This is a genomic window from Niveispirillum irakense DSM 11586, from assembly GCF_000429645.1.
Classification (GTDB): Bacteria; Pseudomonadota; Alphaproteobacteria; order Azospirillales; family Azospirillaceae; genus Niveispirillum; species Niveispirillum irakense.
This window is the reverse complement of the sequence record NZ_AUCG01000016.1, coordinates 708,406-726,302: the sequence shown is the minus strand read 5'-3', so window position 1 is coordinate 726,302 and position 17,897 is coordinate 708,406. Positions and strand designations below refer to the sequence as shown.

Genomic DNA, 17,897 nt, shown 5'->3' with positions numbered 1-17,897 from the left:
TACGATTCAAAGGATTGCTTCTGAAACCTCATCATCGGTCATAAGTTGGCATTCCAGTGAGAACTCAAATAGGTTCAGTACTAGACTTGCTGCCCGCTTCCCCATACATTCCGCGCCATGCAGAACTATGATGTGATCGTGGTTGGCGGCGGCCATGCGGGATGCGAGGCGGCGGCCGCGGCGGCGCGTGCGGGGGCTCGCACGGCGCTGGTGACCCATAAGATCGAAACCATTGGCGAGATGTCGTGTAACCCGGCCATCGGTGGTTTGGGCAAGGGCCATCTTGTCCGGGAAATCGATGCGCTGGATGGGGTGATGGGCCGTGTCACCGACCAGGGTGGCATCCAGTTCCGCATCCTGAACCGATCCAAGGGGCCTGCCGTGCGCGGCCCCCGCGCCCAGGCGGATCGCAAACTGTATCGCAACGCGATGCAGGCGGCACTTGCGGCACAGGAGAACCTGACCATCATCGCAGGCGCGGTGGAAGATCTGGTGATCGACGCCGCTGGCCATTGCGCCGGCGTGGTGACGGGTGCGGGGGAAACCATCCGCGCCGGGGCCGTGGTGTTGACCACTGGAACCTTCCTGCGCGGGCTGATCCATATTGGCGAGGAGAAAATTCCCGCCGGTCGTGTGGGTGAAGCGCCAGCCCTCGGCCTGTCCGATATGCTGGAACGGGTGGGCTTCAATCTGGGCCGGCTGAAGACCGGTACGCCGCCCCGCCTAGATGGCAAGACCATTGATTGGGCCGGGTTGGAGGCACAGCCGGGCGACATGCCGCCGCCGCCCTTCTCCACCCTGACACGCGCCATCACCACTCCGCAGATCGATTGCGCCATCACCTATACGACCGAGGCAGTGCATCGCATCATCCGGGAGAATATCCACCGGGCGCCGATGTATTCCGGCCAGATTGAGGGGGTCGGCCCGCGCTATTGCCCCAGCGTGGAGGACAAGATCGTCCGCTTCGCTGACAAGGAACGGCACCAGATTTTCCTGGAGCCGGAGGGGCTGGACGACGATACCGTCTATCCCAACGGCATCTCCACCAGTCTGCCCCGCGATGTGCAGCTGGAGATTTTGAAGCATATTCCGGGCCTGGAACAGGTCCGCATGATCCGCCCCGGCTATGCCATCGAATATGATTATATCGATCCTCGCGAGCTGACCCGCACGCTGGAGACGCGCCGCCTGCCCCGCCTGTTCCTGGCCGGTCAGATCAATGGCACGACCGGGTATGAGGAAGCCGCCGCCCAAGGGCTGATCGCGGGTATCAATGCCGCGCGCGCCGTTTCAGGCTCCGAACCGTTCGTGCTGGACCGGGCGGAAGCCTATATCGGCGTGATGATCGATGACCTGATCACGCGCGGCACAACGGAACCCTACCGCATGTTCACCAGCCGGGCCGAATACCGGTTGCTGCTGCGCGCCGACAATGCCGACCAGCGCTTGACGGATCGGGGCTTGGCGATTGGCGTGATCGGCGCGGAACGGGCCGCCCATTGGGCGGAAAAGAAGCAGGCGCTGGCCGATGCCCGCACCCTGATCACCAGCTTGACCGCCACCCCGAACGAGCTGGAAAAGCACGGGCTGCATGTGAACAAGGATGGGGTGCGGCGCACGGCGCTGGACCTGTTGCGCTATCCGGAGATCGACTTTCCCCGGCTCTGCCAGGTCTGGCCGGCACTGACGGCACTGTCCCCGGATATTGCCGAACAGGTTGAAATTGATGGCAAATATGCGGGATATCTCGACCGGCAGGAGGCTGATATCCGCGCCTTCCGCAAGGATGAGGCATTGGAACTGCCGGCCGATCTGGACCCGGACAGTATTGCTTCCCTCTCGGCTGAAATCCGGCAGAAGCTACGCACGACGAAGCCGGCGACCCTGGGTGCCGCTGCCCGTATCCCCGGCATGACGCCTGCAGCCCTCACGGCCTTGTTGCGCCATGTGAAAAAGCGCGGGGCGGCGGCTTGATGGAGCGCAATGGCCTGCAGGTGATGTGTCGCCTGCAGGCCTGCCCTTTCGGGAGGCTTCCCGCAGTGCCCGTGACACTGCTATAAGCTCCCATCACGAAATTTCAGGTTTGAGCAATGACGCCGGCGCAGTTCCAGGAGCAGTTCCGTGTTTCACGTGAAACACTGGAGAAGCTGCAGGTCTATGAGGCCCAGCTTCGCAAATGGAACCCGGCGATCAACCTTGTTGCCAAAAGCACGCTGAATGATATCTGGGGCCGGCATCTGGCCGACAGTGCCCAGCTTTTTCAGCATGTGCCGGAGGGGACGACGCTGCAGGTCGATCTCGGCTCTGGCGCCGGTTTCCCTGGCTTGGTCATGGCGATCTTGGGCGTGCCGGCGGTGCATCTGGTCGAATCAGATGTGCGCAAGGCAGCCTTTTTGCGGGAAACGGCCCGGTTGACCGGGGCCCCGGTGACTGTGCATGCGGTGCGGATCGAGGTAGCGGATGTGCCGCCGGCTGATCTGGTCACGGCCCGCGCCCTGGCCGATCTGTCGCTTTTGCTGCCTTGGGCGCATGGATTGTTGAAACCGGGTGGATTTTGCCTGTTCCCCAAAGGGAAAACGGCTGCGGATGAATTGACCGCCGTGCGGGATTCCTGGAATATGCGGATTGAGCAGTTTCCCAGCCTGACCGACCCTGCAGGCACCCTGCTCCGCCTGTCAGACATTTCTCCGCGATGATCCCGTCACGCAATCGGCCGTAACAGAGAGGTTGAAGAGAGTGTCCGGCATGCCCGTCCCCGCTCCCCGCGCCCATGTCATCGCGCTCGCCAACCAGAAGGGTGGCGTGGGTAAGACGACGACGACGATCAACCTTGCCACGGCCCTGGCGGCGGTGGGTAAGCGCGTGCTGATCATCGATAATGATCCGCAGGGCAATGCCTCCACCGGCTTGGGTATTCCCCAGGCCGCGCGTGAATTCGGCATTTATGACCTGCTGTTCGCCGATCTGGCGGTGGAAGAGGTGGCGGTTGCCACCTCTGTTCCCGGCCTGTGGGTGGTGACGGCCAATGTCGATCTGTCCGGGGCCGAGGTGGAACTGGTCAATGTCGAGCGGCGGGAATATCGCCTGAAAGACAGCCTGGAGAAATCCAGCGGCGGCTTCGACTATATCCTGATTGATTGTCCCCCGGCATTGGGCCTGCTGACCCTGAACGCGCTGGCGGCGGCGGATGCCGTGCTGGTGCCGCTGCAATGTGAATTCTATGCCCTGGAAGGCCTGTCACACCTGATCCGCACCATCGAGCGGGTCAAGCGGGCCTTCAACCCCACGCTGGAAATCAATGGCGTGGTGCTCACGATGTTCGACCGTCGCAACAATCTCTCCGACATGGTGGCCGCCGATGTGCGCGGCTTCTTCGGGGAGAAGGTCTATGAGACGGTGATCCCCCGCAATGTGCGGGTGTCAGAGGCGCCCAGCCATGGCAAGCCGGTGCTGCTGTACGACCACAAGTCGGCCGGCGCGCAGGCCTATATCCATCTGGCGGGTGAGATGTTGAAGCGTGAGCGGAAGCGGCAGTTGGCTTATGGATGAACCGAGAAAGAACCCGCAGCGGACGGGGCTGGGACGCGGCCTGTCCGCCCTGTTTGGCGAAGCGACGGGGAATGAGGAGGAGCAACAGGTTGACCGGGTCCGCCTGACCCGGCTGTTGCCGATTGATCAGGTCCATCCCGGCAAATACCAGCCGCGCCGCAAGTTCGATGAGAATGATCTGTCGGCGCTGGTGGAAAGCGTGCGGGAGCGCGGTGTGCTCCAGCCCCTGCTGGTCCGCAAGGACCCGGCGGCCGCCCCCGGCCAGACCTCTTACGAGATCATTGCCGGTGAGCGGCGCTGGCGTGCTGCCCAGCTTGCGGGCCTGCATGAAATCCCGGTCCTGGTGCGCACGCTGACCGATCGTGAGGCGCTGGAAATTGCGCTGATCGAGAATATCCAGCGCGCCGACCTGACCCCGCTGGAAGAGGCGGAAGGCTTCAAGCGGTTGATGGATGAATTCCAGCATACGCAGGAAGATCTTGCCCGATCCGTCGGCAAAAGCCGATCCCATGTCGCCAATATGCTGCGGCTGCTGGGTCTGCCCGATGCGGTGAAGGCAATGGTGCAGGATGGCAGCCTGTCCATGGGCCATGCCCGCGCCCTGTTGACGGCGGCCGACCCGCTGGCCCTGGCGCAGGAAGTGGTGAAGCATGGGCTGAATGTCCGCCAGACCGAAGCGCTGGTGAAGCGTATGGCAGACGCCCCGGCCAGTGCCGAGCCGGCAGCACCGAAGGAAAAAGCCCCGGATACGGTGGCGCTGGAAAAAGAAGTGTCGCACGTTCTGGGGCTGAAAGTGACGCTTTCCTCCAATGGGCCGAAGGGCACTTTGCAGATCCATTATAAAAACCTGGACCAGTTGGACAGTGTGCTGAACCGCATCCTGCGCCGATAAAGGGGTCTTCCTTCAGTTAATCAGCATCGCGCAGCGGGAGAGCGTCATGGAGCCGGATAATCAGGTCGGGGCAGAGGTTGCGGCCTATTTCAACCGCTACAGCGCTGCTTTTTCGGCTTATGACACGCCCCTTCTGGTGTCGTTGTTCGACCAGCCCCTGACGGTTTTGACCGCGGCCCATCCCACCATCCATGGCGATGGTGCGGCGGTCACCCGCTATGTTGAGGGGATGTTCGCTGCCTATCATGGGATCGGGTTGGCCTGGCCGGTGCCGGCGGCGGTCTGGGCCTGGCCCTGTGGAGAGGGCTTGGCGCGGGCAGAGGTGCTGTGGCTGCTGCGCAGTGAACAGCGGGAGGAGATTATGCGCTTCTCCACCTCCTATGTGCTGCGTCGGGATGGGGCAGAGGGCTGGAAGGTGGCCGTCGTGATTGCCTATGAGGAACCGGGCAAGGTTCCCGGCACCCAGGAATAGGTGCTTGCAGGCTACTTCTGCAGGTATCCGTGGCGGCGGAACAGGATGACCAGCCCGCCGACCAGTGCCATCAACCCCAACAGCATCCAGTCGCCAAACCGGGCGTAGAGCGGCGGCTTGGCCGTTGCTTCCGGCAGCGCCGCATCAATATGCCCCTCCACCCCCAGGCCCAGCCGGGCCGTGACGCGGCCATAAGCATCGACCACACCGGAAATGCCGGTATTGGCGGCGCGGACGATGGGCACACCCTCCTCCACCGCACGGGCAGCGGTGATGGCGAAATGCTGATAGGGGCCGGTGCTGCGCCCATACCAGGCATCATTGGTCAGGTTCAGCATCCAGCGCGGGCGGCCCATCCCATCATCACCGGGCATCACGGCGGCGGGGAAAATTACCTCGTAACAGATCAGCGGGCTGAAGGCGGGAAGCCCCGCCAGATGCAGCCCGCGCGGACCGGGGCCGGGGGTAAAATCGGCGGCTGATGCCGCCACGGCGTTGATTCCATCCGGCAGCCAGTCCCGCAGCGGCAGATATTCCCCAAACGGCACCAGATGGAACTTGTCGAAACTGGCGGTGATCGTGCCATCGGCGGTGATGGCCATCAGGCTGTTATAATAGCGCTCCCGCCCTTCCCCATCCTGTCCCAGGCGCGGCACACCGGTGATCAGCGCGCCTTGCGGCGGGGCGATGCGGCCCACGCTCTGCGCCAGCACCTGGCTTTCACCCGCCCCGCCCACCTGCATGAAATAGGGGATGGCCGTTTCCGGCCAGATCACATGGGTGACATTCTCCCAGCCCTCGGCGGCTGAAAGAGCAATAGTTTTGCGCAGGTTTGCCAGCTTGGCACCGGCGGCCCATTTCAGGCTCTGGTCGATATTGGGCTGGACCAGCCGCAGCATCACGCCCGGCACAGTCCCCTGCCCGTCTGCTGCCAGCCGCCAGCCGCCCCACCCGGCCAGCAGGACCAGAACGCCCAACCCGGCCAGTGCCGGGCGGATTGTGTGGCCAAGCGGGCGCTTGGCATCGCCCAGCAGCACCGGCAGGGCGGCGACTGCCACTGTTACCAGTGACAGGCCATAGGTGCCGACCAGGGACAGGCTCTGCAGCACCGGCAGCACCGGCATCCAGACATAGCCGATCAGGTTCCAGGGAAAGCCGGTAAAGGCATGACCCCGTATCCATTCCATGGCCACCCAGCACAAGGCGAATAGCAGGGCCGATGACAGGGAACCCAGATCGAACCGCCGCACCAGCAGGTGATGGACCAGACATCCCAAACCGGCAAAAAGCGCCAGCACCGCCGGCAGCCCCAGTACGGCCGGCGGCAGCATGAACCAGAAACGCCCGATATCCACGAACAGGGCGACGGAAATCCAATAGAGCCCCGGCACATGATGGCCAAAGGCAAAGCACCAGCCGATCCAGAAGCTCTGCTTCGGCTTTTCCGCCCCGGCCATCAGCCAGAGCAGGACGGGAAAGGATAGCCAGAGCAGCGGGATCAGATGGAATGGCGGCAGGGCCAACGTCGCCACCGCCCCCGCCAGCATCGCGGCTGCATAGCGACGCCAACCGGTCAACATGCCAAGGCGACCTGCGAAACGGGGCCCGAAGGTCTGGGCATCAAGGGTGGTCATGATATCTCTGTGGCAAAGGGCCGGCGCACGGTTTCCAGCATTGTATACGAGGCGCGTCTGCTTGTTCTCAAACGGTATATGAGGCTCGTCTGCTTGCTCCCAGACGCCAAACCCCCTATAAATCGCCGAGATACTGATTTTGCCCGTTTTGATCATAGAAGCGCTGAATGGTGATTCCAACGATGCAAATCAGCCAATTTTGAGGCAGAGAAACAGTATGTAAATTTCCTCACAGCCAGACTGATGCGGCCTGTCATGGCGGGCCGCGTTAATAACTAACATTTTTATGTGATTGAACGTAATTTTTGATTACGTACTATTTTTAGTGGAGATAATTATGATGGATGTATTTAAAGTTGGTCTTGTTGTCCCGACTCTAAATGCTGGAAGTGACATAAACAATCTATTAGACAGTTTGAAAATTCAGACCAAAAAATTCGATAAAATTTTATTTATTGATTCATCATCATCGGATGATACACAGAATATTATTATGGGGAATAATATTCCTCTTAAAATCATAAATAAGGCAGATTTTGATCATGGTGGAACGCGGCAACTTGGTGCCGATTTTATGTCTGATATGGACATAATCGTCTTCATGACACAGGACGCTTATTTAGCCAGTCCGACTTCGATTGAAGAAATTCTTCGGCCATTCTCAGATAAAGAAGTCGGAATGGCATATGGCAGACAATTACCCCGCCCTGGCGCTGAACCAATTGAAGCCCATGCGAGATTATTCAATTACGCCGACACCGATAATGTCATTTCGTTGGAAAATGCTAGAAAATTTGGGATCAAGGCTACATTTTGTTCGAACTCATTTTCTGCTTACCGTGCAGAAGCTTTAAGATCTGTTGGTGGTTTCCCCTCCCAAACGATATTTGGTGAGGATGTCGTGACCGCAGGCCGCTTTCTCGTTGCAGGCTGGAAAAAAATATATGCTTCGAAGGCAGTCGTCTTCCATTCTCACAGCTACAATGTAATCCAGGACTTTAAGCGTTATTTTGACATTGGCGTATTACATACGCGGGAAGCCTGGATTTTGCAAAAATTCGGGGGTGCATCTGGTGAAGGTGTTAAGTTTGTAAAATCAGAATTGAAGTATCTTTATAAAAACTCCCCGGCGCTGATACCATCAGCTATCCTGAGGACTTTTCTGAAATATGGCGCCTATAAGCTCGGTCGTATGGAACATAAATTACCAAAGTCCTGGAAGGTTCACCTCTCGATGAACCACCGCTTCTGGCGCTGAAATATAGAGTTTGGCACCATATCTGACCAACAAGGGAGATCCGGTAGCGCATTCGGTCTTGGCGTGATTGCTTCATAAGCCAAACGAACACGCGCTACCGGCCCCTGTAGCAGGTTAACTTAACCCTTGATGGTCTTTAAGCCGACGCGCGGTGCAAGCCTTCCCCGTCCGATGCGCCCGGTACGGTCAGGTTATGCACACGCAGCAGCTTGATGCGGCGGTGATCGGCTTCCATGATCTCGAACTGCAGGCCGCTGGGATGGTCGAACCGTTCACCCGGTGAAGGGACGCGGCCGGCCATGGCAAAGACCAGCCCGCCGATCGTATCCACCTCTTCCAGCTCTTCCGGATCGAAATAGCGGCCAAGCTGCTCCTCAAACTCTTCTATCGGCAGGCGGGCATCCAGGGTCAGGGTGCCATCGGGGCGCGGGACCAGGCGCTGTTCGGCGGCCTCGTCATGCTCGTCCTCAATTTCGCCGACAATCTCCTCCACCAGATCCTCGATGGAGATCAGCCCGTCAATGCCGCCAAATTCATCCACCACCAGCGCCAGATGCTGGCGGGTCTGGCGCATTTTCAGCAGCAGGTCCAGCACCGGCATATAGGGGGCGACGATCATCATATCGCGGGTGATGGCGGCCATATCAAAGGGCTTGCCGGCGGCCACGCAGGTCAGCACGTCCTTGATATGGACCATGCCGATCACATCATCCAATTCCTCCCGATAGACCGGCATGCGGCTATGCGCCTCATCCGAGAATCGGCGGATCAGATCGGGAAGGGAAATGGTGTCCGGCACCGCCACGATATCGGCGCGCGGCACCATGGCGTCGATGACCTTGCGGCTGCGCAATTTCAGGATATTGGCCAGAAGGGCGCGTTCGCCTTCCGCCATTGAGGGTTTCTGGCCCTCATTCTCCTCGATCAATTCCTCGATCGTATCGCGGAGCGTATCGCCCCCGCGTACACCCAGGATCGACCGCAGCCAGCCGCGCAAATGCTGGCTGAAGGAGGTCTGTTCTTCGGCCCCGTCTTCGCGGGGCGAGCGACTGTCGCTAAGGTCGGCCATCTTCTTATCAAACGGGTTTCAGGGAACCGGGATCATCCCCGGCATCATCCGGGGCGCGATATCCCTGGGCAGGGTCGCGTCCGGCATAGGGATCGGCAATGCCAAGCCCGGACAGGATCTGGGTTTCCAGCCTTTCCATCACTTCGGCCTCGGCATCCTCGATATGGTCGTAACCCAGAAGGTGCAGCACCCCATGGGTAACCAGATGGGTCAGATGATCGGCGAAGGGCTTGGATTGTTCATCCGCCTCCCGCGCCACGGTTTCAAACGCCAGGATCACATCACCCAACAATACAGGAACCGCCGGCCCTGACGAGGGGAAATCATCGCCCTCCCCATCCGGGGCATCATCCTCTTCCGCGCTGTCGGGATCGTCTTCCTCGTCTTCTTCGTCCTGCCAATCATCGGGCGGGGCGAACTCATCCTCCTCCGTCCCCGTCTCCCCATCGGCATAAAGCGCGAAGGAGAGGACATTGGTCGGCTTGTCCTTGCCGCGATAGGTGCGGTTCAACTCATGGACCGTGGGATCATCGGCCAGCACCAGCGACAGTTCCGCTGGTCCCTGGGGCAGATAATCCGGGTCTTCGGCATGGGCGGCATCCAGGGCCGCACGGGCGGCGCGCTGGCACAGGGCCTCAATATCGCCAACCGCTTCTTCCCAGCGGTCATCCTCGATGCTGATCAGGATTTCGACCGGGTTGGCCTCAGCGCTCATCGCCGTTCTTCCGCATTGGCTGCCGTCTGGGCGCGCTGGGCGGCATCATAGGCGCGGACGATGCGCCCGACCAGCGGATGGCGCACAACATCCTGATCGCTGAATTCCACAAAGCCGACCCCTTCCACCCCGCGCAGGATGGAAAGTGCCTCCTTCAGCCCGGATTTGGTGCCCGATGGCAGGTCGATCTGGGTGACGTCGCCCGTCACCACCATGCGGCTGCCATCGCCCATGCGGGTCAGGAACATCTTCATCTGCATCGGCGTGGTGTTCTGCGCCTCGTCCAGGATGACGAAGGCATGGGCCAGCGTCCGGCCGCGCATGAAGGCAAGCGGCGCCACCTCGATCACGCCTGTTTCCATGCGCTTGGCCACCTGATCGGCCGGCATCATGTCGTGCAGCGCGTCGTAAAGCGGGCGTAAATAGGGGTCCACCTTGTCCTTCATGTCGCCGGGCAGGAAGCCCAGCCGTTCCCCCGCCTCCACGGCGGGGCGGGACAGGATGATACGGTCAACCTTGCCCTGCAGAAGCAGGCTGACCGCCTGGGCCACGGCCAGATAGGTCTTGCCTGTGCCGGCGGGACCCAGGCCGAACACCAGTTCATTCTCGTTCAGCGCTTCCAGATAGCGGGCCTGGGTGGCGCTGCGGGGCGCGATGACCTTGCGCTTGGTGCGGATTGCGCCATTGGGATCGGCAAACTGGGCCAGTCCCTGGCCGGCGGAAGGCAGATCGGCGCTGATCGCCATGCGCACGGCGGCATCCACTTCCGCCGGGCCGACAGACAGGCCGGCGCGCAGCCGTTCCCAGAGCGCACTGAACACGGCCTGCGCCGCATCCCTGCCCTGGCTGTTGCCGGCGATGGTCAGGATATTGCCGCGGGTCACCAGCTTGACGGCAAGCTGCTTTTCCACCCGCGCCAGATATTGTTCATGCTCACCAAACAGCAGCGGCAGCAGACGGTTATCGGCGAAGCTCAGCTCCACCCGACCATCCTCGTGACCGGTCTTGACCGGGGCGTTCATATCCCCGCTCACGCCACCGCCTCCGCCGGGGTCACCGGCAGGACAGGGGGCAGGCCGACCGCATCGCCGGACAGGCTGTTGGCATGCGCGCCATTAATGTGGACATCAACGATGCGGCCCATCAGGTGCGACGGAACCACGGCATGGACTGATTGCATGAAGGGGCTGCGGCCCAGCAACTGGCCTTCCAGCTTGCCCACCCGGTCAAACAGCACGCCGATGGTGTGGCCAATCAGGCCCTGGTTGAAGGCAACCTGTTGCGCGTTCAGCAATTGCTGGACGGCCTGCAGCCGCTCATCCTTCACGCTTTCCTCCACCTGCCGGTCGCCCATGGACGCGGCGGGGGTGCCGGGGCGGGCGGAATATTTGAAGCTGTAGGCCTGGGCATAGCCGACATCGCTGATCAGACGCAGCGTATCGGCAAAATCCTGATCCGTCTCACCGGGGAAGCCGGTGATGAAATCCGACGACAGGGCCAGATCAGGCTGGCGGGCGCGCAGCCGGTCGATCAGGCGGCGGTAATCATCGGATGTGTGCTTGCGGTTCATTGCCGCCAGGATGCGGTCGCTGCCCGACTGTACCGGCAGATGCAGGAAGGGCATCAGTTGCGGCACGCTGCCATGGGCGTCGATCAGATCATCATCCATGTCGCGCGGGTGGCTGGTGGTGTAGCGGATGCGCTGCAACCCATCAATTTCCGCCAGCGCCCGGATCAACCGTCCCAGGCCCCACGCTTTGCCGTCCGGCCCTTCGCCATGGAAGGCGTTGACGTTCTGGCCCAGCAGGGTGATTTCCACCGTGCCGCCAGCCACCATGCGCCGTGCCTCCGCCAGCACCTGGGCGACCGGGCGGCTATATTCCGACCCGCGTGTATAGGGCACGACGCAGAAGGTACAGAACTTGTCACAGCCTTCCTGGACAGACAGGAAGGCGGCGGGCCCGTGATGGCGGGTCCCTTCCTCCGGCAGCAGGTCGAATTTGCTCTCGGTCGGGAAATCGGTATTCAGCACACCGCCGGCGCCGCGCACGGCGCGCGTCACCATTTCCGGCAACTGGTGATAGGTCTGGGGGCCGAACACCATGTCCACATGCGGGGCGCGCATCATGATTTCCGCCCCCTCGGCCTGGGCGACACAGCCGGCCACGGCCAGCACCATGCGCCCGCCTTCGGCGGCCTTGTCATTCTGCATCACGCGCAGGCGGCCCAGCTCGGAATAAACCTTTTCCGATGCCTTTTCCCGGATATGGCAGGTGTTGAGGATGACCATATCCGCGCCTTCCGGCGTGTTGGTCGGCTCATACCCCAAGGGCGCCAGGACATCGACCATGCGGTCGCTGTCATAGACATTCATCTGGCAGCCATAGGTCTTGATGAACAGCTTCTTCTTCAACAACGCCCCCCGCCCCTGCGGGCGGACCTTCCGGCAAAAGGAAAAGGATAATGGTGGATACAATACCCACCCCCTAAACCGCCCAAAATAGGCAAGCCTGGGGCTTAGTCAATATCGCCGCCCTTGTGCGGAAGGGGTGGGTGGGATGCGCCATGGCATCCGTGGCCGCTCACCGCCCTTCCGCGACACCGCAGGCGGCGTTGATCGCCTGATAGGCGGCGGTGGCACCGGACAGGCTGAACGTGTCAGTGGTGTTGGTGCCGCGCATGCTGGTGCCGCGCACAATCATGATCGTGCCCTGGCGCATGGCCTGGGCGATGGCGCGGTCAGTTTCAGCGTCGCGGGCCCAGGCTTCCTCGGCACTGGCGAATAGTTTGTAGCTTTTCTTGCCGATCTGGACCGTCACGTCGCTGCGCTCCTCAATCGGGTAGCCAGCGATGAAATTGACGACATCCAGGGCTTTTTCCGCCGGGCGGTGGGTGACCAGGATGAACACATCGCCCCGGCGGGCGAAATCGCCCTCCTGCTTTTTCGGGCGGCTGACCATCCAGCAGGCGGGGCCGGACGGTTCCTCCAGCACGAAGGCGTTCCAGTCGCGGAAGCTGCCCAGCAGCCTCGGCTCGGCGGCATGGGCCGGCCGGCTGCTGGGAAGCAGCACCGACACGGCCAGGAGAAAGGCGGTTATCTTTGTGCGCATAGGCATGTTGTAACGGAACCGCCGGCGCAAACGAAGGCGGAAAATCCCGCTACACCAAAGGAGTTTAACCCTTTCTTTCAGATTGCCCGTCTTTCAGCTTGCGTGACCGGCCAGCGAGGCGGCCAGCACATCGCGCACATCGTCCAGCCGCACATCGGCGCAGCGGAAGGACTGACCGATGCCGCGCGCCAGGATGAAGGTGACGCGCCCATCCTTCACCTTCTTGTCCTTGGCCATATGGGCGGCCAGTGTCTCTGCGGTCCAGGTGCCGCCGCCCAGATGGCGGGCATCCACAGGCAGGCCGACGGCGGCCAGATGGGCACGGGCGCGGGCGGCATCGGCCGCCGGGCACAGGCCCATGCGCACGGACAGGTCGAACGCCATCACCATGCCGATGGATACCGCTTCGCCATGCAGCAATTCCCCGCCATAGCCGGCTTCGGCCTCCAGCGCATGGCCGAACGTGTGGCCCAGATTCAGCAGTTCCCGCAGGCCGCCTTCCTTTTCATCCTGGGCGACGATGCCGGCCTTGGCCAGACAGGAGACGCGGATCGCTTCTGCGCGCAGGGCGGGATCACCATCCACCACGCCCTGGCCATTGGCCTCCAGCCAGGTGAAAAAGCCGGGATTGTCGATCAGCCCGTATTTCACCACCTCGGCATAGCCGGCCAGCACTTCGCGCCGGGGCAGCGTGTCCAGGCTGACCGTGTCGGCCAGCACCAGCCGGGGCTGGTGGAAGGCGCCGATCAGGTTTTTGCCATGGCGGCTGTTGATGCCGGTCTTGCCGCCGACGGAACTGTCCACCTGGGACAAAAGCGTCGTCGGCACCTGGATGAAATCCAGCCCCCGCAGGGCGATGGCGGCGGCAAAGCCACCCAGATCGCCCACCACACCGCCGCCAAGCGCCACCAGCACCGTCTTGCGCTCAATCCCGCGCGCCAGCAGCGCGTCCATCACTTCGCCCAGCCGCTCCATATCCTTGGAGGCTTCGCCCGCCGGCACGATGATCGGCTCCAGCACCTTGGCGCCACTGGCGGCAAGGGATGCCATCAGCGGGGCCAGATGCCGGTCGGCAACATTGCTGTCGGTCAGCACCACCAGCGGCCTGCCCGGCACGACGGCCTGGATCAGCGGCCCGGCGCCAGCGATCAGCCCGGCGCCGATATGGATGTCATAGGCGCGGTCGCCCAGGGCGACGGGAACGATGCTGCGGGCGGCGGGGCTGGTGCTGGCGGCAACGGACATGTCGGGTTCCGGTCGGTCGGGTGGCTTCAGGAAAGGCGGATCAGGGGTGGGCGGCGGGGACGGCCAGATGCTGGCGCAGCGTCTCCAATACCCGTTCCGTGGTCACTTCCGGCGGGCTGTCATCGCTGTCCACCACCAGATCGGCCTCGGCATAGACCGGGTAGCGGGCATCCATCAGGCGCTGCAGCACCTCACGCGGGTCACCCTGGCGCAGCAGGGGGCGATGGTCACGCCGCGCCGTGCGGTGGACCAGCAGGTCCAGATCGGCACGCAGCCAGAGGGACAGGCCACGCTCCCGGATCAGGCCGCGCGTCTCCGCATCCATGAAGGCGCCGCCGCCGGTGGACAGGACATGGACCGGCTGTTCCAGCAGGCGGGCGATCACGCGCCGCTCACCATCGCGGAAACCCGCCTCGCCAAACCGGTCGAAAATTTCCTGGATGGTGCAGCCGGCGGCGCGCTCAATCTCGTTATCGGCATCCACGAAGGGCAGGCCCAGCCGGGCGGCAAGCCTTTTGCCGATGGATGTCTTGCCAGCCCCCATCAGCCCGATCAACACCAGGGTTTTGGTCAAGGGCAGGCCGGCGCATCTGGCGGACATGGGGCAAAAATCCAGGCGTTAAGGCATAGGGCAAATCGGACCGGCTGGCAGCGTTGCCAGTCCCCTGTCCGGGCGGTATGGTGGCTGCAAGCCTTTGGCACCGGCGGTCTGCATAGCATGGCAGGCCCGCGCCCTGCACCCCCGATGCGTGGGGGGCTGTCCCCCGCTGACGGGGGATGAACGGGGTCGCCTTCGCCGCCGGGGTCGCCCTGCCTGCCCGCCTTCGCGCCGGGGCAGGTGCGGGTATTGTTTCGGGCGCGCCTGGAAACCGGTTGTTCATGAGCAAGCTGTTCAAGTTCCTGCTGTTGCTGATCCTTGTTGTTGGCGTGGGCGGCTTCGCCTTCCTGGCGACCTGGGATATGCCGGCACCCTCGCAGCCGGTGGAACGGGTGATCCCGAATGACCGTTTCGGCTGATCCCTGCCGGCGCGGCGCGCGCGGCGCGTTGCGGCTGGCCGGGCTGGGGCTGGTGGGGCTGCTGTCGGCCCCCGTCCTGGCACAATCGGGCGCGCCGGTGCCCCTGTTCCCGCAGACCCCGCCGGCAACGATGGAGCCGGCACCCCAGGACGCCCCGGCTGCCGATCCCGCCAATCCCGGTGCCGACCTTGCCCCGGATGCAACGGACGTGGCGCCCGGTGCCGTCACCGCCCCCCCTGCCCGCAGCCCGTCCGGCGTGATGGTGGAGGAGTTGCGCGCGCCCGATCCGGAAATGGCCGGCACGCTGGATGCGGAGAATGGTGGCCTGCCGGCCGATCTCTGGGCTGGCTTGCCCCGGCCGGAACTGGAAGCGCTGCTGGCCGGAATTCCCGCCGGTCTCACCTCCCCCGCCATGCGGGATATCGCGCACCGGCTGTTGCTGACGGTGGCGGACCCGCCGCCGGGTGATGGGGCGGCGCGCAGCCTGGTGGCGTTGCGGCTGGAAGCGCTGGCCCGGATCGGCGATCTGGCCGGCGCTGATGCGCTGCTGGACCGCACGTCGCGCCCGCTGGAGGATGAGGCGGCGGCCCAGGCCTGGGTGGAACTGCAATATCTGGCCGGCACGCCGGAAACGGCCTGCCACCGCATGCCCGACCTGCTGGGCCGCTTCAACCATCCCGTCTGGCAGAAATGGCAGATGGTCTGCCAGATCGGCGCCGGCAATCCCGATCTGGCCCTGCTGGGCATCGACCTGCTGCGGGAGCAGGGGGAGAAGGATGATATCTTCTTCCGGCTGGCGGAAGCTGCCTCCAGCGGCCAGACGGCCCCGGTCAAGGGTGTGGCCGCCCCCACCCCCATCCAGCTTGCCATGATCCTGGCATCCGGCCGGGTGCCACAGGCGGATGTAAAGGTGGAAGGCCCCGGCCCCCTGGCCGCGCTGAGCCGGGTGGAGGCACTGCCCCTGCCGCTACGACTGGCAGCAGGTGAACGGGCGGCGGCGCTGGGCGGGCTGAACCCCACCGGCCTGGACCGGCTGTATGAGGCGGTGACGGCGCCAGACCCCAAGGGCCTGACCCTGGCCGCCGCGCGCAAGGCAAGCCCGCTGCTGCGGGCCCAGTTCCTGCGCGCCTTGAAGGCGGAACCGTCGCCCGCGGGCCGGGCGGGCCTGTTCAAAGGCGCGATGCTGGCCACCAGCACCGGCCAGCAGGGGGGGGCCTATGGCAAGCTGCTGCTGGACCAGATTGCTGATTTCCGCCTGACGGTGGGGTTTGCGTCGGTCGCCCCGCTGGTTGCCCGCCTGCATATTCTGCAGGGGCAGGAAGATTCCGCCCGCGCCTGGCTGGGGCTGGCGCAGGAGGATTTCAACGCTGCCAAGGATGAAGGGGCCTTTGCCCGGCTCTGGCCCGTGGCGGCGGCTGCCGGTCTGGTGAAGGAGGCCTCGTTCGATCAGGGCCGCTGGGTGCGGGAACTGGGCGGCGACAATGCCCGCGATCTGGCGGATCAGGTCCTGATCATCCTGTCGGCCGTTGATGGTGTGGTGGAGCCATTGCCCCCCCATGCCGATGGCAGCCCGGCAACCAAGCCCAAGGGCGCGGTGCTGCTGGACGCCCTGGCCCTGCTGGGGCCGGAAGGGCCGGCGGGGGCCACGGCCATGGACATCGCCGCCATCGTCACCGATCTGCGCCGCGCCGGGCTGGACCCGGCGGCACGCCGGCTGGCCGTGGAAATGGTGGCCCATCTGCTGCGGCCGGTCTGATGGCGGGGCCGGCTTCCCCTTCCTCCAGCAGCCCCGCCAAGGCCCGGCCGGGCCGGCCCCGCAAGGCGCCGGCCCCGCTGCCGCCGGAGGTCGATGGTTTCCTGGATATGATCGTGGCGGAGCGGGCGGCCTCGGCCAATACCCGCGACGCCTATCGCCGTGACCTGGAGGATGTGGCCAGTTTCCTGAAGCAGCAGGGCCGCCCCACCCTGGACAATGCGGCCAGCGACGATCTGCGGGCCTATCTGGACCATCTAGCCGCCGACCGGATCAAGGAGAAATCCGCCGTGCGCACCGTGGCGCGGCGGCTGTCGGCCCTGCGGCAATATTATAAGTTCCTGGTGTCGGAGGGAAAGCGGGCGGAAGATCCGGCCTCGGTGCTGGACACGCCCCGCCAGGGCCGCGCCCTGCCCAAGATATTGACGGAAGAAGACGTGCATTCCCTGCTTGCGGCTGCCGCCAACCGGGGCGGGCCGGATGGGCGGCGCCTGACTGCGCTGCTGGAAATCCTCTATGCCACGGGCCTGCGCGTGTCGGAACTGGTGGGCCTGCCCATGGCGGCGCTGGCCCGCGATGCCCGCGCCCTGATCGTGCGCGGCAAAGGCGGCAAGGAACGGCTGGTGCCCCTGTCCGGCCCGGCGCGGGACGCGCTGGCGGCTTATCTGCCCGACCGCCCCTGGTTCATGACCCCAGGGCGGGAGGCCAAGCAGCAGGCCTTCCTGTTTCCGTCCCGTGCCACTGCCGGGGTTTTGACGCGCCAGCGCATGGGGCAGCTTTTGAAGCAACTGGCACTGGATGCCCGGCTGGACCCGGCCAAGGTCAGCCCCCATGTGCTGCGCCATTGCTTCGCCACCCATCTGCTGGACCATGGCGCCGATCTGCGGTCGGTGCAGAAGATGCTGGGCCATGCCGATATCGGCACCACCCAGATCTATACCCATGTGGTCGGGGAGCGGCTGCGCCGGACGGTGGAAAACCACCATCCCCTGGCCGGTGGCGCTGGGCGCAGGCGGAAGTAACGCACGGCGCTGAGGGAATAATACAAATCCGCCGAAAGGTTGACCTTTCGGCGGATTGGGGCCGGCGACCGCCGGCCCGCCGCTTGGTAGCGGCGTAAGCCAAGCTGCCGGAGGTAGCGCCCGGCGTATGAGGGAGCGCAAAACCTCCCTTGATCGGT

The 17,897-nt window shown here is 63.6% G+C and carries 17 protein-coding genes; 9 read left to right on the top strand and 8 right to left on the bottom strand.

Annotated elements, in window-relative coordinates:
• The first annotated feature begins 117 nt into the window (after positions 1-117).
• The 5 genes from mnmG to G473_RS0106895 all read left to right on the top strand — a co-directional run bounded on the left by mnmG (position 118) and on the right by G473_RS0106895 (position 4,916).
• A complete protein-coding gene (gene mnmG, locus G473_RS0106915) occupies positions 118-1,977 on the top strand; it encodes a tRNA uridine-5-carboxymethylaminomethyl(34) synthesis enzyme MnmG (RefSeq protein WP_029012502.1) in 1,860 nt (619 codons plus the stop codon).
• A gap of 116 nt (positions 1,978-2,093) precedes the next feature.
• Entirely contained in the window at positions 2,094-2,699 is a 606-nt protein-coding gene (gene rsmG, locus G473_RS0106910; protein ID WP_029012501.1) for a 16S rRNA (guanine(527)-N(7))-methyltransferase RsmG, read from the top strand.
• A 49-nt stretch (positions 2,700-2,748) separates the two neighbouring features.
• Positions 2,749-3,552 carry a ParA family protein gene (locus G473_RS0106905; RefSeq protein WP_029012500.1) on the top strand — a complete coding sequence of 268 codons (804 nt, stop codon included), beginning with the start codon at positions 2,749-2,751 and terminating at the stop codon, positions 3,550-3,552.
• Positions 3,545-4,444, top strand: a complete 900-nt coding sequence (locus tag G473_RS0106900; RefSeq protein WP_029012499.1) for a ParB/RepB/Spo0J family partition protein — start codon at positions 3,545-3,547, stop codon at positions 4,442-4,444. The genes G473_RS0106905 and G473_RS0106900 overlap by 8 nt, the downstream gene beginning before the upstream one ends.
• 46 nt (positions 4,445-4,490) lie before the next feature.
• On the top strand, positions 4,491-4,916 hold the full coding sequence (locus G473_RS0106895) for a Cif family virulence factor (RefSeq protein ID WP_029012498.1): 426 nt from the start codon (positions 4,491-4,493) through the stop codon (positions 4,914-4,916).
• A gap of 11 nt (positions 4,917-4,927) precedes the next feature.
• On the opposite strand, the gene lnt is transcribed toward G473_RS0106895, so the two are convergent.
• Complete coding sequence (gene lnt / locus G473_RS25525) at positions 4,928-6,550, bottom strand: apolipoprotein N-acyltransferase (protein WP_035705514.1); 1,623 nt, start codon at positions 6,548-6,550, stop codon at positions 4,928-4,930.
• A gap of 337 nt (positions 6,551-6,887) precedes the next feature.
• On the opposite strand from lnt, the gene G473_RS29835 reads away from it, so the two are divergent.
• Positions 6,888-7,808, top strand: a complete 921-nt coding sequence (locus G473_RS29835; RefSeq protein ID WP_084437678.1) for a glycosyltransferase family 2 protein — start codon at positions 6,888-6,890, stop codon at positions 7,806-7,808.
• Between the two features lie 136 nt (positions 7,809-7,944).
• Here G473_RS29835 and G473_RS25520 read toward each other — a convergent pair whose 3' ends face one another.
• From G473_RS25520 to G473_RS0106855, 7 genes are all read right to left on the bottom strand, one after another.
• On the bottom strand, positions 7,945-8,877 hold the full coding sequence (locus G473_RS25520) for a hemolysin family protein (RefSeq protein WP_051329955.1): 933 nt from the start codon (positions 8,875-8,877) through the stop codon (positions 7,945-7,947).
• A gap of 7 nt (positions 8,878-8,884) precedes the next feature.
• Positions 8,885-9,592, bottom strand: a complete 708-nt coding sequence (gene ybeY / locus G473_RS25515; RefSeq protein ID WP_035705511.1) for an rRNA maturation RNase YbeY — start codon at positions 9,590-9,592, stop codon at positions 8,885-8,887.
• On the bottom strand, positions 9,589-10,626 hold the full coding sequence (locus tag G473_RS25510) for a PhoH family protein (RefSeq protein ID WP_425411560.1): 1,038 nt from the start codon (positions 10,624-10,626) through the stop codon (positions 9,589-9,591). Before G473_RS25510 ends, ybeY begins: the two co-directional genes overlap by 4 nt.
• Positions 10,623-12,005: a tRNA (N6-isopentenyl adenosine(37)-C2)-methylthiotransferase MiaB gene (miaB, locus tag G473_RS0106870; protein WP_029012497.1), complete on the bottom strand. Its 1,383-nt coding sequence runs from the start codon at positions 12,003-12,005 to the stop codon at positions 10,623-10,625. The genes G473_RS25510 and miaB overlap by 4 nt, the downstream gene beginning before the upstream one ends.
• Before the next feature lie 169 nt (positions 12,006-12,174).
• On the bottom strand, positions 12,175-12,708 hold the full coding sequence (locus G473_RS0106865) for an invasion associated locus B family protein (RefSeq protein ID WP_051329983.1): 534 nt from the start codon (positions 12,706-12,708) through the stop codon (positions 12,175-12,177).
• A gap of 87 nt (positions 12,709-12,795) precedes the next feature.
• Positions 12,796-13,947, bottom strand: coding sequence for a 3-dehydroquinate synthase (aroB, locus tag G473_RS0106860; protein ID WP_029012495.1), 1,152 nt, complete (start codon positions 13,945-13,947; stop codon positions 12,796-12,798).
• Positions 13,948-13,987: 40 nt separating this feature from the next.
• Positions 13,988-14,548, bottom strand: coding sequence for a shikimate kinase (locus G473_RS0106855; RefSeq protein WP_029012494.1), 561 nt, complete (start codon positions 14,546-14,548; stop codon positions 13,988-13,990).
• 278 nt (positions 14,549-14,826) lie between these two features.
• Between G473_RS0106855 and G473_RS30755 the strand changes: the two genes are divergently transcribed.
• From G473_RS30755 to G473_RS0106840, 3 genes are read left to right on the top strand one after another with little or no spacing between them, the layout of a single operon-like run.
• Positions 14,827-14,964, top strand: coding sequence for a hypothetical protein (locus tag G473_RS30755; protein ID WP_169728470.1), 138 nt, complete (start codon positions 14,827-14,829; stop codon positions 14,962-14,964).
• Positions 14,948-16,720 (top strand): hypothetical protein, encoded by a 1,773-nt coding sequence (locus tag G473_RS0106845; RefSeq protein WP_029012493.1) that lies wholly within the window; start codon positions 14,948-14,950, stop codon positions 16,718-16,720. The genes G473_RS30755 and G473_RS0106845 overlap by 17 nt, the downstream gene beginning before the upstream one ends.
• Positions 16,720-17,739: a site-specific tyrosine recombinase XerD gene (locus tag G473_RS0106840; protein WP_029012492.1), complete on the top strand. Its 1,020-nt coding sequence runs from the start codon at positions 16,720-16,722 to the stop codon at positions 17,737-17,739. Before G473_RS0106845 ends, G473_RS0106840 begins: the two co-directional genes overlap by 1 nt.
• Positions 17,740-17,897: the final 158 nt, after the last annotated feature.

What these genes read in the sequence shown, in the direction of transcription:
- mnmG (WP_029012502.1), top strand. Translation starts at nt 118, where the DNA reads ATGCAGAACTATGATGTGATCGTGGTTGGCGGCGGCCATGCGGGATGC.
- rsmG (WP_029012501.1), top strand. Translation starts at nt 2,094, where the DNA reads ATGACGCCGGCGCAGTTCCAGGAGCAGTTCCGTGTTTCACGTGAAACA.
- G473_RS0106905 (WP_029012500.1), top strand. Translation starts at nt 2,749, where the DNA reads ATGCCCGTCCCCGCTCCCCGCGCCCATGTCATCGCGCTCGCCAACCAG.
- G473_RS0106900 (WP_029012499.1), top strand. Translation starts at nt 3,545, where the DNA reads ATGGATGAACCGAGAAAGAACCCGCAGCGGACGGGGCTGGGACGCGGC.
- G473_RS0106895 (WP_029012498.1), top strand. Translation starts at nt 4,491, where the DNA reads ATGGAGCCGGATAATCAGGTCGGGGCAGAGGTTGCGGCCTATTTCAAC.
- lnt (WP_035705514.1), bottom strand. Translation starts at nt 6,550, where the DNA reads ATGACCACCCTTGATGCCCAGACCTTCGGGCCCCGTTTCGCAGGTCGC.
- G473_RS29835 (WP_084437678.1), top strand. Translation starts at nt 6,888, where the DNA reads ATGATGGATGTATTTAAAGTTGGTCTTGTTGTCCCGACTCTAAATGCT.
- G473_RS25520 (WP_051329955.1), bottom strand. Translation starts at nt 8,877, where the DNA reads ATGGCCGACCTTAGCGACAGTCGCTCGCCCCGCGAAGACGGGGCCGAA.
- ybeY (WP_035705511.1), bottom strand. Translation starts at nt 9,592, where the DNA reads ATGAGCGCTGAGGCCAACCCGGTCGAAATCCTGATCAGCATCGAGGAT.
- G473_RS0106865 (WP_051329983.1), bottom strand. Translation starts at nt 12,708, where the DNA reads ATGCCTATGCGCACAAAGATAACCGCCTTTCTCCTGGCCGTGTCGGTG.
- aroB (WP_029012495.1), bottom strand. Translation starts at nt 13,947, where the DNA reads ATGTCCGTTGCCGCCAGCACCAGCCCCGCCGCCCGCAGCATCGTTCCC.
- G473_RS0106855 (WP_029012494.1), bottom strand. Translation starts at nt 14,548, where the DNA reads ATGTCCGCCAGATGCGCCGGCCTGCCCTTGACCAAAACCCTGGTGTTG.
- G473_RS30755 (WP_169728470.1), top strand. Translation starts at nt 14,827, where the DNA reads ATGAGCAAGCTGTTCAAGTTCCTGCTGTTGCTGATCCTTGTTGTTGGC.
- G473_RS0106845 (WP_029012493.1), top strand. Translation starts at nt 14,948, where the DNA reads ATGACCGTTTCGGCTGATCCCTGCCGGCGCGGCGCGCGCGGCGCGTTG.
- G473_RS0106840 (WP_029012492.1), top strand. Translation starts at nt 16,720, where the DNA reads ATGGCGGGGCCGGCTTCCCCTTCCTCCAGCAGCCCCGCCAAGGCCCGG.